The sequence below is a fragment of the Paenibacillus jilunlii genome (genome assembly GCF_900102965.1).
In the GTDB taxonomy this organism is placed as follows: Bacteria; Bacillota; Bacilli; order Paenibacillales; family Paenibacillaceae; genus Paenibacillus_AQ; species Paenibacillus_AQ jilunlii.
Map to the genome: position 1 here is coordinate 257766 of NZ_FNGM01000008.1, position 15596 is coordinate 273361.

General features: G+C 51.8%; 10 protein-coding genes and 1 rRNA gene. 9 read left to right on the forward strand and 2 right to left on the reverse strand.

Annotated elements, in window-relative coordinates:
• The first annotated feature begins 38 nt into the window (after nucleotides 1-38).
• Nucleotides 39-2408, forward strand: a complete 2370-nt coding sequence (locus BLQ82_RS15955) for a beta-galactosidase (RefSeq protein WP_062524500.1) — start codon at nucleotides 39-41, stop codon at nucleotides 2406-2408.
• A gap of 241 nt (nucleotides 2409-2649) precedes the next feature.
• Here BLQ82_RS15955 and BLQ82_RS15960 read toward each other — a convergent pair whose 3' ends face one another.
• Nucleotides 2650-3486 carry a carbohydrate ABC transporter permease gene (locus tag BLQ82_RS15960; protein ID WP_062524498.1) on the reverse strand — a complete coding sequence of 279 codons (837 nt, stop codon included), beginning with the start codon at nucleotides 3484-3486 and terminating at the stop codon, nucleotides 2650-2652.
• Nucleotides 3486-4376: a carbohydrate ABC transporter permease gene (locus BLQ82_RS15965; RefSeq protein ID WP_062524495.1), complete on the reverse strand. Its 891-nt coding sequence runs from the start codon at nucleotides 4374-4376 to the stop codon at nucleotides 3486-3488. The genes BLQ82_RS15960 and BLQ82_RS15965 overlap by 1 nt, the downstream gene beginning before the upstream one ends.
• 168 nt (nucleotides 4377-4544) lie before the next feature.
• Between BLQ82_RS15965 and BLQ82_RS15970 the strand changes: the two genes are divergently transcribed.
• The 8 genes from BLQ82_RS15970 to BLQ82_RS16010 all read left to right on the forward strand — a co-directional run.
• Nucleotides 4545-6428, forward strand: coding sequence for a cache domain-containing sensor histidine kinase (locus tag BLQ82_RS15970; RefSeq protein ID WP_062524493.1), 1884 nt, complete (start codon nucleotides 4545-4547; stop codon nucleotides 6426-6428).
• The gene (locus BLQ82_RS15975) at nucleotides 6421-8067 is read left to right on the forward strand and encodes a helix-turn-helix domain-containing protein (protein ID WP_062524491.1); all 1647 of its coding nucleotides are present in this window, start codon (nucleotides 6421-6423) and stop codon (nucleotides 8065-8067) included. The genes BLQ82_RS15970 and BLQ82_RS15975 overlap by 8 nt, the downstream gene beginning before the upstream one ends.
• Nucleotides 8068-8189: 122 nt before the next feature.
• A complete protein-coding gene (locus tag BLQ82_RS15980; protein WP_062524489.1) occupies nucleotides 8190-9530 on the forward strand; it encodes an ABC transporter substrate-binding protein in 1341 nt (446 codons plus the stop codon).
• Nucleotides 9531-9878: 348 nt separating this feature from the next.
• The gene (locus tag BLQ82_RS15990; RefSeq protein ID WP_062524488.1) at nucleotides 9879-11975 is read left to right on the forward strand and encodes a glycoside hydrolase family 36 protein; all 2097 of its coding nucleotides are present in this window, start codon (nucleotides 9879-9881) and stop codon (nucleotides 11973-11975) included.
• Nucleotides 11976-12485: 510 nt separating this feature from the next.
• Nucleotides 12486-12743 carry an AbrB/MazE/SpoVT family DNA-binding domain-containing protein gene (locus BLQ82_RS15995; protein WP_039788503.1) on the forward strand — a complete coding sequence of 86 codons (258 nt, stop codon included), beginning with the start codon at nucleotides 12486-12488 and terminating at the stop codon, nucleotides 12741-12743.
• A 192-nt stretch (nucleotides 12744-12935) separates the two neighbouring features.
• Entirely contained in the window at nucleotides 12936-13652 is a 717-nt protein-coding gene (locus BLQ82_RS16000; protein WP_062524486.1) for an HAD family hydrolase, read from the forward strand.
• A gap of 261 nt (nucleotides 13653-13913) precedes the next feature.
• Nucleotides 13914-15038: a trans-sulfuration enzyme family protein gene (locus BLQ82_RS16005; RefSeq protein ID WP_062524860.1), complete on the forward strand. Its 1125-nt coding sequence runs from the start codon at nucleotides 13914-13916 to the stop codon at nucleotides 15036-15038.
• Nucleotides 15039-15424: 386 nt separating this feature from the next.
• Nucleotides 15425-15596, forward strand: a 16S ribosomal RNA gene (locus BLQ82_RS16010); the annotation flags it as partial.

The following is a 15596-nucleotide window of genomic DNA, read 5'->3' on the forward strand; positions in this document are numbered from 1 at the left end:
TAGCTGTTTTGTTCCTGTAAATCAAGGAGGAATTGAATATGACATACATCATTCAGGCGGGCATTGCCCCAAAAGATATCTATCCGGCGTCCCTGAAGCTGGGCGGAACCAATCCGCAGGGAGACCGGATCAGCTTCACCAATTACTACATGGAGCTGAACGGCAAGCCGTATTTTGCGGTCTGCGGGGAATTCCACTATTCCCGTTACCCGGAAGACAGCTGGGAAACCGAAATCCGCAAGATGAAGATATCCGGGATCAATATTGTAGCCACCTATATCTTCTGGAATCATCATGAGGAAATCGAAGGGGAATTCGAATGGCAGGGCAACCGCAACCTACGGAGATTCGTAGAGCTGTGTGCACAGAATGGAATGTATGTCATCCTGCGTGTGGGTCCGTTCTGCCATGGAGAGGTGCGCAACGGCGGGCTGCCGGACTGGCTGTTCGGGCGTTCCTTCGATGTGCGCTCCAATGACGAAGGCTACCTGCGGTATGTCCGCCGTCTGTTCCAGGAGATTGGAGCGCAGGCAGCGGGCCAGATGTTCAAGGACGGAGGGCCTGTGATCGGCATTCAGCTGGAGAATGAATTCAATGCCGCTGCGGCCCTGTGGGAGCTGACTGCGAAGCAAGGAGACGAGTACCTCAGCGGCGGAATCGGGGGCGGGGCAGGTTCCGAGCATATGCGTCTGCTTAAGCAGTATGCTGTAGAAGCGGGAATGGTTGCGCCGGTTTACACCAGTACGGGCTGGGGGGCTGCGCCATTGCTGGAGGATGAGGTGCTTCCGCTGTACGGCGGGTACGCCTATACGCCTTGGAGCATTAGCGAGCAGAATCCAGACCAGAAGCCGACCCCGGAGTATGTATTCGTGAATTATCACAATGAAACGGCCGAAACCGGCGAATTCAATCCTCCATATGCCAAAACCAAATATCCGTTTGCCTGCTGTGAGATGGGCGGAGGCATGCAGACCTGGTATCTGTCACGGTTCCAGGTGGAACCGGAGAGTGTGATGGCGATGAGCCTGATGAAGATTGCAGGCGGGTGCAATTTTGTCGGCTATTATATGTTCCATGGCGGTACGAATCCGGTGGGGAAAACAGGCTACCTGAATGAAAGCACTACGCCCAGAATTACCTACGATTTTCAGGCTCCTCTCGGTGAATTTGGCCAGGTCCGTGATTCGGCCCATCTGCTGCGGCCGCTGCATTATTTTTTCCACCGGTTCGGGGAGCGGCTGGCGCCGATGGCCACAGTCCTGCCTCAAGGTGCAGAGGCCATCACTCCTGAAGATGCGCATACGCTGCGGTATGCAGTCCGCACGGACGGCAGCGCGGGGTTCCTGTTCGTCAACAACTACCAGGACCACGTGGAGATGGATTTGCATGAGGATGTCCGGTTTGCCGTCCGGCTGGCTGGGGAGACGATTGAATTCCCAAGAAAAAGCTCGCTTACCGTCCGCAAAAACGCCTCATTTATCTTTCCGTTCAATTTTGCGCTGGATGGTCTGAACCTGCGTTATGCTACGGCCCAGCCGGTGACATTGGTGGAGTCTGCGGAGGCGGCCACCTACTTCTTCTCCATGCCGGAGGGGGTGGACGGAGAATTTCGGATTGATGCCCATACGGGCATCACCAGCGTATCCGCTGACGCCGGAACCGTGGAGATGGATGCCGGGAACCATTACACGGTTCTTATCCCCCATGACCGCCCGGGAATGATCCGTATTACACAGGAGGGAGCGCGGGAAATCCGCATCTATGCGATGAATGCCCAAGAAGCTGCCATGCTGTGGGAGATGGAGGAAGGGGGGCTGCCGCGGATCATATTCTCGGAAATTCCGCCTGTACAGACCGGGGAAGGCATCGAATTATTCAGCAGCGGCAAGAGCAGCTTCTCATTCCGGGAATACAGCGGAGGTCCGGCTGCGCCTGGCAAGTGGATCACGGCGAACACCGCCTGCTCCCTTGCACAGCACACAGAGGAGTGGTTCCACAGCTATGACCTGGAGCTTCCGGCCAAGGAAGTTGGGCTGGAATTCAGGAAGATTCATGACCACAAGATCGCCCTTGGGCTCGCTTCTGATGTTCTGGAAGGCGTGGAAGAGGTGCTGCTGAGCATCGATTACACAGGAAATGTGGGTTATGCCTTTGCTGGAGGAAAACTCTTCCATGATCATTTCTATAACGGTGCGCCATGGGAGATCGGCTTGTCCCGCTTCCAGGATGTTCTGAAGGGCGGGGAGATCATCCTCGAAACCACACCGCTGCGCCGGGGTATAACGACTGTGGCCGCAGATGCCGCGATGGCGGTCGAAAAGCAGTTTACCGGGGAAGCGACGGCTGTGTTCAACAGCGTTAATGCGGTTCCGGTGTACCGGGTGGCTCTGACCCGACAGGCTGACTGAGGTGGAAGCTAAACATCAGGTAATGAGTGGCAGGGAACGCGCAGTTGGCCGGGGACGCAAACCGAACACTAGGCGGCTTGTAAGCTTGTATTCAGGTGTACTTATGTTCATCGCCAGATGCCTGGCTGTATAGACTACAACTCAAACTTCAAAAAGCACCGCCCAGGCAGTGAGATCTGCTTAGGCGGTGCTTTTTTTCAAATGCAGCTTTTCTATAACCGTCCGTGTTTGAAGAGCTATATCAGCCCTTCACCGCTCCAGCCACTACGCCTTTAACGATGTACTTCTGCAGGAAGATGAATACGATAATGGAAGGCAGTACGGCCATTACCATTGCTGTCATCGCATACTGCCAGTCGGAGGTGTACTGTCCGACGAAAGTATAGGCTGCGAGTGTCAGCGTTTTGGTATCCGGCGATCCGTTGACCATTAGGAGCGGGAGCAGGAAGTCGTTCCAGATCCACATGACATCGATGATGACAATGGTCGTCGTTACCGATTTCAGCAGCGGGAAGATGACACTGAAGAACAGCCGGAAGCTTGACGCCCCGTCGATTGTTGCGCTCTCGTCGATCTCTGTCGGGATACCTTTTACAAATCCATGATAGATGAACACAGCCAGCGGTGCGCCGAATCCCCAGTACAGCAGCCCCAGTCCCCAGGTGCTCCCGGAGAGGTTCAGGTTCTTGGCTGTTTGCAGCACGGTCAGCATGATGGATTGGAACGGAATCAGCATCGGCATGATGCACAGGAAGTAGATGATTCCGCTCAGTCTGGATTTGGTCCGTGCCAGCTTATAGGCGGCAATGGACGAGATGAACACGATTCCCAGAAGTCCTAGGCCGGTGATAATAAAGTTGTTCAGGAACAACCTCGGATAGTTGATGAATTTCCAGACATACGAGTAGTTGCTGAGCGCCAAATGCTTGGGCAGGGCGATAACATCCGTCATGACTTCGCTGAAGCTTTTTAACGAGTTGATGATCGTCAGGAACAGCGGATACAGGAACAGAAGAGAGAGGATAACCAGAACCACTTCGAGAATGATCCGGCCTGCTTTGTTGTTGTTTGTTTTCATTATGCCTCTACCTCTCTCCGTTTGAAGACTGTCAGCTGGATGATCGTTACGACCAGTACAGCCACGAACAGGATAAGCGCTTTCGCGGTTCCGTATCCGTATAGGTTATTCTGGAAGGTATCCCGGTAGATATCGTAAGCGATACTGTAGGTAGTTCCTCCGGGACCGCCGCCGGTCAGCGATAGAATTACGTCGAATACCTTGATCGAGTTGGTCAGCGCCATAAAGACCGAGATCGTAATGGAGGGTGCAAGCAGCGGCAGCGTAATGCTGAAGAATCTTCTCATGGCTCCGGCACCGTCCACCGTGGCTGCTTCCTTAAGATCGTCAGGTACAGACTGCAGGCCCGCGATATAGATAACCAGGTAGAAACCGATCGACTGCCAAATGGAAACCCCTAGAATCGAGATGAATGCCAGCCCCGGCGTTCCCAGCCAGCTGAGCCCGAAGAACGACCAGCCTGTGCTTTCCCCCAGAGAGTTGAAACCCTGCATGAAGATGAATTTCCAGATGAAGCCGACAATCACAAGGCTGAGAATATAAGGGATGAAGAAGGCCGCTCTCAGCCAGGAGGTGGACTTCAGCTTCATATCGAGCAGGACGGCCAGCAGAATGGCCAGCACGTTGACGATTACAATGTAGAGCAGCGCGTATTTGATCGTGAACCATGCCGAATTGGCAAAGTTGCTGTCTCCCGTAAAAATCTGCTGGAAATTATCCAGGCCAACGAATTTGGGATGTTTAGAGATTCCGTTCCACTTCGTCATGGAATACCGGATGGTCATGACAAAAGGAATGTAGAACGCAACGGCGATACAGATTAGAACAGGGAGTGTGAACAGCCCGAAATCTAATTTCTCGCGCCATCTTCTGCCGAGTGTTTTTAACATGGATGCACCTCTTTTGGATTTATAGGGTGGAGTCTGGTACTGGCTTGCCACACATAACCATTCCGGTTAGTCTATATTGTGTATTATAGAGCAGACCCCTATACTCAAAAATGGATTTAAGAGTACAGTTAGGGGTAAAAAGGTGAACTGAACATTTCCGTGTAAACTTTGCCAGAAGGAGGCGGCATCATCAAAAGAACCCTATACAAGCTGTTTGAGCCTGTGCTGGAGCGGATTTCACGCCGTCTGGCCAACAAGCTGATTCTGCTGTTCACGATCATTATTATTCTGGTCGTTACGTCACTGACGTTCATTTCCTATGGGATGCTGCGCAAGGAATCGGTGAACAGCAGTATATCCAGCACCCGCAGCAACCTGCTTCTGGTCGGGCGCAATCTGGAGAGTTATCTGGACGGGATCGGCCAGCTGTCGCTGCCGCAAATCTCTTATGATGAGTTCAATTACGCGATCCTGCATGAATCCGAGGATTATGGTTCCAAAATGTATGTGGAGGATTATTTGAAGAATCTTTATTTTTCCCGCAGTGATCTGGAAGCGATTTATCTGTATGTCATCAAGGAGCACAAATACTATTATGTCACCAAGGAGAACTATAATATTACAGTCCGTGTGGTAGAGCATCCGCCGATTGAGAATCTTCCGTGGTATAAGCGGGCGCTGGCCAGTCCCTTCAACCGCTCGTACCAGTCCTTGTTGAAGGAGAGGACCCCTGAGGAGAGCCAAGGCGATTACCCTATCAATTCCGACAAAAGCTTCATGGGCTATCACCGGCTGCTGCGTTCGATTGTGACCCGGGAGCCGCAGGCCGTCCTGTCTCTGTATTTCAACAACAGTGTGACCAATGAGATTATGAAGGATATTCCCTTTAGTGAAGGGGAGCATCTAATGTATATCAGTCCGGACAATGAGCCGTTTGCGGTCGATGACCGTGAATTTTATCTGCAGAGTGAACAAGCGGGGCTGCTGCAGCAGCTGACCCCGGCCCAAGGCGGCCGCCTGACCTGGTCGGACAATGAGCAGAAGTATCTGGTCATGTATGACATCAGTCAAAAAGAGGGCTGGAAGCTCGTTAAGCCGATTCCCTACAAGCAGATCTATGAAGCGGCGACGACGACGCGTAAATTGAGCTATTCGATCGGGCTGCTGTTCCTGATAGTGTCCGTAATTCTCGTCAGCTTCATCTCCAACAGAATCACTAATCCGCTGAAGAATCTGTCGCTGCAGATGAAGCGCTTCAGCACCGGCAGCTTTGATGCCGAAGCCGCAGTAGAGGGTAATGACGAGATCGCCTACCTGTCCAGGCACTTCAACAAGATGGTAGAGAAGACGAACGAACTGATTAACGAACGGTACAAGATGAAGATTGTCGAGAAAAACGCTGTGCTAAAAGCACTGGAGGCGGAGATCAATCCGCACTTCCTCTATAATGCGCTGCAGGCCATCTCCACCAAGGCACTCAAAAACGACAATGATGATATTGTCGAGATGGTGGACAACCTGGCGCTCACTCTGCGGTACTGCATCAGCGGCAGGGATGTGGTGCAGGCCCGGGAGGAGCTGAAGCATATTGAACGTTATCTGGCGCTGCAAAAAGCCCGCTTCGGCAGCCGCATGCAGGTCGAATACGACTGGAATGAGAGTCTGCTGGAGCTGAGGATTCCTAAGCTGTCGATTCAGACGCTGGTAGAAAACTGTATTAAACACGCGCTGGAGAAGGTGTCCAATACAGTTACCATCCGGATTGAAGCCCATATTACACCTGCCCACAGTGTGATCTCTGTGCTGGATGACGGGCCGGGGATCACGGAGAAACGGCTCCAGCAGGTGCTAAGTTCGCTTCAGATCCAGTGGGAGGACCGCGGGGGCGAAGGGACCGAAGAAGGAGACAACGAGAGTATTGGCTTGAAGAATCTGAACACACGCCTGAAGCTCTTATACGGTGAAGAGGCGGCGCTTGTGATTGCCAGCGATGAGCATGGCACGCGAATGGATATGCGGTTACCGCGGGGAGGGCTGGGACAACATGTATAAAGTACTGATTATTGATGATGAGGAGCCGCTGCGCGAGGCCATTCATATCCTCGGGGACTGGAAGGGCCTGGGAGTGGATCAGGTGCTGGAGGCGATAGACGGCAGGATGGGGCTTGAGATGCTCCGGAAGCACAAGATTGATCTGGCGCTGGTGGATATGAAGATGCCCGAGCTGAACGGAAGCCAGCTGCTGCAGATTGCAGAACGTGAATTTCCCGATCTGCTGCTGATCGTGATCAGCGGCTACAATGATTTCGAATATACCCGGCAGGCCATCCGCTCCAAGGTGGTGGATTATTTGCTGAAGCCGGTGAACCGGAGTGATCTCAACAGTGCGCTGCGCAAGGCAGTCGATGTACTGGAGGCCAAACGCAAGCGGGAAAGCGAGTTCATCAACCGGAACATCACCCTGAACATGTCCCTTCCGAAGCTGAAGGAGAAGATGTACCTGTCGATTATTGAACGCAGCTTCAAAAACCAGTCCAATGAAGCATTTCTTCCGCTGATTGGTGCAGACAAGCCGGGGAACCATTTCGCGGTAGGCGTTCTGCGGATGCTTAATTTGGAGCAGGTGCGCCGGGACCGGTTTCATGAGGACCGGGACTTGCTGCATTTTGCCGTCACCAATGTGATCAACGAGAACAGCGGCGGCCATTTCGAAGCGTTCAGCTTTGCCAGCCCGAGAAGCGAGCGGGAATTTATCGCTATTTTTACCTTGAAGGGCAGCTATGGGGATGATGCGGCTTTTCTCTCGCTTCATCATATGAAGAAGACGGTCTCAACCCTGAAGGAGCTGTTCGGCATTCTTTGCGCGGGCGGTCTTGGACAGCCGTACAGCGATGTTACGGAGATTGCCCAGTCCTACGAACTGGCCAAGGCCGCGCTGGACGGGACCGATCTGCTGAGCCTGAAAGGCAGCACGGTTTCGAATAGCGGATATACGAAATCCGCAGTTAAGGACAGCCCGTCCCTGACAGGACGGATGCCGCTGATCCGCAGCAGCCTGGAGAGCGGCAACGCAGGCCATGCCAAGAGTATTCTCAGTGATTTTACCCGCAAATGGAAATCCTCGGAGCATTTCAGCCTGGGCGAAGCAGACCGGACCGTTCAGGAGTTCATTATTTTGCTGGGAGACATCGCTTTAGAGCTGGATGCCGTCCCCGAACGGCTGCGCAGCGGAAAGAGCAAAGGGCTGCGGGGGCTGGGCATCAGCGGTGATTTTGCCTCCTTTGGAGAGTTTGAGGCGGTACTCAGCAGCATTCTGGATGTCTATGCGGGGGAAATCAGCAGATCGCTTGCCGGAGACCGGAGCAGTGTACTGGAAAATATTAAAGCATACATTGATAACCATTATTTCGAGAATATTAAAATATCGATGTTCACGGATAAATATTTCCTGAGCAGAGAATACTTGATGAAGCTGTTCAAGGGCCAGTACGGGTACGGCATTCATGAGTACGTGCAAAAGGTTAGAATGGACAAGGCCAAGGAGCTGCTGTCGGACCCCGCCCTCAAAATCCAGGATATTTCCGAGAGGCTGGGATATAAGGACAAGAACTATTTCAGCAAGGCGTTCCGCAATTACTATGACTGTTCGCCTTCTGAATTTCGGCTGCAGCTGACAGAGGGAGAAAAGTGAAACGGTTACATCAGCCCACTTTTTTACCCTCAGAAGTTCACTTATGTACATTCTTATCCTTTTTCTTTTTATTTAGAATAACACCAAGACCACAAGAAACGTAAGGAAAAGGGGGCAACATCATGAAGGTAAAAAGAATAATGGCTCTATCCGCGAGCCTGCTGCTTGCAGGGGGGCTGCTGGCCGGCTGCGGCGGAAATAACGGCAATAATACCGCTAACAACGCAGGTGAGACAAATGAGGGGGCCAATACAGCTACTCCGGCTACCGACTCAACCAAACCTGTCACGATTAATATGTTCACCGCGTCTCCCGAGTACACCGATGCTTTCAATGCGTATATCGCCGAATACAAAAAAGTTAAGCCTAACGTGACCATCAACCTGGAAATTATGCAGGCCGACTACAATACAGTACTCAAATCCAAAATTGCCGCAGGCAGCACCCCTGACGTTTTTCAGACTACCGCCGGCGGAGATATTGATACCTTTGCTGAATACAGTGCCGACCTGACCAATGAGCCGCTGGCTGCCGCAATGACTGATGCGGTCCGCTCGAATATGACTTCCTCCGACGGCAAGGTGCTTGGACTTCCGGTCAAAGGCAACCTGTTCGTGCTGATGTACAACAAAAAGCTGCTTGCCGATGCAGGCATTACCGAAGTCCCCAAAACCACTGCCGAGATGGACGATGCCATCACCAAGCTGGAAGCCAAGGGAATTACACCGTTCGCCAATGCCTATAAAGAGTGGTGGGTCTGGAAGCACATCTTCCAGCACTTCGTGGATGCAGCCGCTACGGACGCCGGAATTGATGCCAAGACACTTGTAGGCAACTTTATCGCCGGAGATACCACCATCAAGGATCATCCGGCACTGTACAACAACTTCTTCAACTTCATTGACACAACGGTAAAACACGGAACAGACAAGCCGCTGGAACGCGACAGCAATGCTGAAGTCAGCGACTTTGCCCTGGGCAAAGCGGCATTTATGACCGGTAAAGGCGCATGGGATGAGGAAGCGATCAAAAAAATTACCCCTGACTTCGATCTCGGCATCGCCGGTTATCCGGTCAGTGACAAGCCGGAGCAATCGCAGATTATCACCGGTGCCGATCAGGCGCTGCGCATTAACAAGGATTCCGCTGTAGCCGCACAGACCATTGAATTCTTCAACTGGCTGTATACTTCCGAATACGGCAAGAACTGGTTCTCCACGGTAGCCAAAGTCATTCCGCCAATCAAGGATGCTCCAATGCCTGACCTGCAAATGCCTAAGGAAATGGAAGAAATCCTCAAAACCGAGAAATCCGGCGACCTGTCGGTCAACTATTCTCTGGATACCTTCCACCAGAAATTCGGCGAGCTGATGCAGGCCTACATCGGCGGCAGCAAAACCAAGGATCAGGCGATCGACGAAATCCAAAAAGCCTGGATTCAATTCGGATCAGCTGAACAATAAAACCTGAATAGCTTCCATTCCGGGACGGTCTCGAAGGTAAGATTATTTTACCGGAGGGGCCGTCTTTTGTATGTAACCTTGGTTTTAAAGAAGGGGGCAGGTGAGTAGTCACAACTCCAGGGAATGTTTGGACTTCCAGTCGCTGTTGTCTCCAGATTTCTAGAATTGGACCGTTGTTCACGGTTGAAATCCGGAGACAAAGGCGAACGCTGCCGCTCTTCCAGTTCCAAAATTCCCCTCCGTTGTTCCTCACAATTGCACCTCTTATTAAAATTATTAAGTTACGAATACAAAAGACGCCTTATAATCAGGAGAGACACCAACATTTGTCAGGAGGCCAAATAAATAATGGACAGCAAGCGCATCGAAATTGCCGAAAATGGACTTTATCTTACCATTGAAATTACAGGGGAGCAGGACGTCCGGCTGCTGCATTTTGGCGCAGCGCCTTTGCAGGACGGAATCATTGCGGAGAAGAATAAACCGGGGTTCCGGCTGCTGGAGCTGCAGCTCACGGGAGAGGACCGGGATGAATATCACGGACGCACGCACCGCGCCTCCTATCCGGGGCTGCGGATGGTGTACGGCGGACACAGCGACAGCGTAAATGCATTTGGCCGCAAGCTGGAGATCAGTTTAGTTGACCCGGTCACCGGTATAACAGCAGAGCAGCATTTTCAGTTCTATACAGGTGTGCAGACGGTCCGCTGCTGGACGGTGCTAAAGAATACAGGCACTGGCGAAGCCGCTGTGGAGTATGTCTCAACCTTTGCGCTAACCGGAGTGGACAAAGAGGGCAGCGGCGGCCGCAACGGCAAAATCGAGGTCACCCTTGCTCACAGCGGCTGGCAAAGCGAGCTGCAATGGAGGACCTACCGGCTGCCGGAGCTGGGCATGTCCCATCTGGCCGACCGCGGCTCCAAGCGCATCGCCGCCAGCAACACCGGCTCCTGGTCGGCAGCAGAGCTGCTGCCGATGGCAGTGCTGCACAACAAGGAGAGCGGGACAAGCTTATTCTGGCAGATCGAGCACAATGGCTCCTGGCACTGGGAGCTGACCGATCAGTATGACCAGCTTACTCTGCTGGTTAGCGGGCCGACAGAGCATGACAACCACTGGTGGCTGAAGCTTGCCCCGGGAGAGGAATTCACCTCGGTGCCGGTAGCCGTTGGCGCAGTGCAGGGCGGCTTTCAGGGCGCGGCAGAGCAGCTCACTGCCTACCGGCGGCTGATCCGCCGTCCGAATGAAGACAACGAGCTGCTGCGGATTATTTTCAACGACTATATGAACTGTCTGTGGGGAAGCCCCACCACCGGGAAGCTGCTGCCCCTGATCGATGCCGCCGCCGATGTCGGCTGCGAATACTTCTGCATCGATGCCGGCTGGTATGCGCCTGGAGAGTGGTGGGATGGGGTAGGACAATGGGAGCCTTCCGCCGAGCGGTTCCCCGAGGGGATTAAATATGTGCTGGACTATATCCGCAGCAAAGGGATGATTCCGGGACTCTGGCTGGAGCTGGAGGTCATGGGGATCAACAGTCCGAAGCTAACGGAAACCGACGACAGCTGGTTCTTTATGCGCCATGGCAAGCGGGTCAAGGACCGCAGCCGTTATCAGCTGGATTACCGGAATCCCCAGGTGATTGCGCATGCGGACGGAGTGATTTCAAGATTGGTGGAGCAGTATGGTGTAGGCTATATCAAAATGGACTACAACATCAACGCGGGCATCGGGACGGAAACAGATGCAGACAGCTTCGGCGACGGGCTGCTGCAGCATAACCGGGCGTATCTGGCCTGGCTGGACAGTATCTTTGCCCGTTACCCCGATCTCGTAATCGAGAACTGCTCCAGCGGCGGCATGCGCATGGACTATGCCATGCTCAGCCGGCACAGCATCCAGTCCACCAGCGACCGGGAGGATTACGTGCAGTATGCCGCGATTGCCGCCGGTTCACCGGCAGCTCTTACGCCAGAGCAATCGGCAGTGTGGTCCTACCCGCTGCGCGAGGGCGATGATGAAGAGGTTATCTTCAACATGGTCAATGCACTGCTGCTCCGTGTGCACCAGAGCGGCCATCTCGCCGAGCTTGAGCCCCGGCGCAGGGAACTGGTGAAGGAAGCGCTGGATTATTACAAATCGATCCGTGTGCATATCCCGCAGGCGACCGCCTTCTGGCCCTTGGGCCTGCCGGACAGTGAAGGCGAGTGGGTGAGCTTTGGCCTGCGCCATGGCGATACCCGGTACCTGGCGGTCTGGCGGATTGCCGGAGAAGCAGCAGCAGTCAAGCTGCCGATTCCTGAGCTGCAAGGCCAGGCAGCAGAAGTGAGCTGCGCATATCCTCAGCAGCATCATTCGGAATGGAGCTGGAACCCGTCCGAGGGTGTGCTGACCGTCTCGATCCCGCAGGGCAAGACGGCCCGGCTATTTGAGCTTCACGCTTGATGCACGGCTTGTGATCGCAGGGTAGTAATACCCGCCGGCCTCCTCCAATAGAAGCTCCCGGGCCATTTATCCTTTGACCTGAACAAGCGTGGATTTTCGGTCATTTGAGGATTGAGTCCGGATAGGCGAGAAAATCAGCGTTTTCTTCAGTAACGACCGCATAATAATCACCCTTTCTGAAGCGGAGACAAGTTCATCTGCTGAGAGAGGGTGTTTTTGCTGCGGAAATATTCAGCTTTGTAACACCTATATTAATTTTGTAAAAATAAAAACTGTTAATTGGGGTGGATTTTGGATAAAATAATGATTGGCTTAATATTTTGTCGAATTTACTCTGAACTTTGTCGAATATTTTGTCGATAAATATCAAAAGATGTAGAAATAAAATTGACAGGAAAGAACTAGCACTTTACAATGCAGATATAGGTTAATCATTTCTACTAATTAGAAGCATTGATAGCTTTTAACACCACAAGATTATTAAGGGTTTATTTTAAGGGAGGATGCATAGTGATGAAAGCAACAGGAATAGTAAGAAAAGTGGATGAACTGGGACGTATCGTGATTCCGATTGAACTGCGCAGAACGATGGGAATTGACATAAAAGACCCTCTCGAAATTTTTGTCGACGGTGAAAAGATCATTCTCAGAAAATATGAGCCTACCTGCATCTTCTCCGGCAGTGCAGAAAACCTCATTAACTTCAAAGGCAAAATGGTTAGCAAAGATGTGCTGGATGAATTGATTGCCAGCTTCGACCGCGTATAATCAGCAACCGGCATCCAGCGCTTTATAACAGCGGGGACTGGAGGACAGACACCTTAACGGTGCTGTTCTCTGGTCCTTTTTGCATTGCCTGGTCTCCCGGCAGCACTAGAAGCTTGTGAACATGGACAATACCTCCTGAAATCCTATATTATAGGGCGTGAGACAAAAGCATGTGCCCGAAGAAGGCAGCATATGCAGAACACTACAGAAGGGCTGGATCATCACATGAGCACGAAATTGAAGAAGCCGGAAGCGATTATTTTTGATATGGACGGAACGTTGTTTCAGACAGAAAGCCTGCTGTTGCCCGCTTATCATAAAATGTTTGACATTTTGCGGGCGGAGGGCCTGTACGCAGGACCCACTCCACCGGAGGAACGGATTCTAAGCAGTCTCGGTATGCTGCTGTCCCAAATCTGGAAGAATGTCATGCCGGATGCCGATGAGGCTGTACACCGCCGTGCAGATGAGCTGTTGCTGCAGCTGGAAGTCGAGGGGCTGGAGGCAGGCGGCACACTGCTGTACCCTAAGGTTACCGAGACACTTGCGGCGCTTCATGAACGTGGAGTCAAGCTGTTCGTAGCAAGCAACGGACTGGAAGACTACATTCACAGCATTGTAGTGGTACATGAGCTGAAGGAGCTGTTCGATGGCCTGTACAGCGCAGGCGGACAGGGCACTGCCACCAAAACCGAACTGCTGCGCATCCTGCTGGATGAGCACGGCATCAAGGAGGCTTGGATGGTCGGTGACCGTTCATCCGATGTGGAGGCCGGCAAAGGCAACGGGCAGACGGTAATCGGCTGCGCTTATGCAGGCTTCGGACGCCAGGATGAGCTGAAGGGGTCCGATGTTATCATTTCCTCCTTCGAAGAGCTGATTGGTCTCTACGACAACAGCACGGTGTAATTGAGTATACAATCGAAACGTTCTCCGTAATTACTGCCAGGCTATAGTCCAGGTTGAATTGTCCATATATTCAAAACAGGTCGACACGGGTGCCACTACCGCCGCATAATCCGGCGTTAAGGGCACCCTTGCTGGCGTTAAGGGTATGGAACTAGGGATAATTCAGGAGCGGATAGTGAAAACTGAGGTTATGGTATTTAACTATCTGGAAAAGTGGTGACAAGCTTGAGTTCCTCTAATGATCAGCTTATCTGTCTCCGAATGAAGGAAGAATCAGGATATATTGTGAGCGCTGCTGCCCCTCCCATCTATGAAACTGCGCCTTTCTTCTTCAATAGTTACGATCATTATACCGAGGCAGCCAATGATGAAAAGACCCATTATGTCTATTCGCGGGGAAAAAATCCCACCGTTCAGATCGTAGAAGAAATGCTCGCCGGGCTGGAAAGGGGGGGAGCCTGTAAATGTTTTGCCTCTGGAATGGCCGCTGTCAGTGCCGCCTTAATGTCCAGCTTGGCTGCAGGGGACCATATTATTCTGGTCGGGCATATTTATGAAACCACCGTAAGTCTGATCAAATACTTGACTAAGTTCAATATAAGTTACACCATCGTGCATTCCACGTCCGTATCATCCGTTGCCGGTGCTTTGAAACCACAGACACGGGTTATCTTTATGGAATCCCCTACCTCATTTACATTCGACATTGTGAATATTCCGGAAATAACAGAGCTTGCAAAGTCCAAAGGGATTCGTACCATAATAGATAATTCATGGGCCACTCCGCTCTTTCTGAAGCCTTTGGAATATGGGGTCGATATCGTTGTTCATTCTGCCTCCAAGTACTTGGGTGGACATAATGATTTGGTTGCCGGGGCAGTGATTTCTTCCCAACACATTATGGATCGTATATACGAAGAAGAATATGAATTAATTGGCGGGTCGCTGGGGCCCTTCGAAGCCTGGCTGCTGATAAGGGGTCTTCGGACGCTACCTCTCCGCATGGACGCCCACCAAAAAAACGGTCTGGCAGTAGCCCGGTTTCTATCCGAGCATCCGGCGGTTTCCAAAGTCAATCATCCCGGACTTCCTTCGCATCCACAACATGAATTGGCGAGCACACAGTTCAAAGGCTATTCCGGCCTGTTCAGCTTCGAACTGAAGGATTCGGGGTACGAGGAAATCCGCCAAATGGTCAACAAATTGCAATTGATCCGGATCGGCGTATCCTGGGGAAGCGCAGAAAGTCAAATTATCTCTCCAAACTATGGCTACAATCAGCAGGATCTGAAAAAGCAGCACATGCCTGAGTCACTGATCCGTTTGGCTGTAGGCCATGAGCCTGCCGAGTTGCTGATTCAAGATTTGAATAACGCATTGAGTTAACCCTAGCCGTTACAGGATCTGAAGCATTTATAATAAAATGGAATATTTTAATACTTGCTCCTTCTGTTGTTACAGTGTAAAGTAATAAATCTAGCAAGCAGAACTTAAGAGTTCAAACTGAGTTCAAAGCTAGCTGGAAAATATTACGACTTGTTTGATAGAGTAGAACATGATATATTATTACTCCGGCCAAGTTAATGGCTGGCGAGCTTGATCTTTGAAAACTGAACAACGAGTGAGTAGGATTTCACGCAAGTGAGGTCCAAAATTAGAGAATATTTTATTCTCGTCAGATGTTTCAAAATGAGCAATCGCTCTTTTCAATATCTTTTTCGGATGGTTATTTCCTCGAAGTGATTCGGGTGAAGTAACCGCCCGGAAAAACCTAATTGGAGAGTTTGATCCTGGCTCAGGACGAACGCTGGCGGCGTGCCTAATACATGCAAGTCGAGCGGAGTCTTGTTGGAAGCTTGCTTCCAACCTGGCTTAGCGGCGGACGGGTGAGTAACACGTAGGCAACCTACCCTCTAGACTGGGATAACTACCGGAAACGGTAGC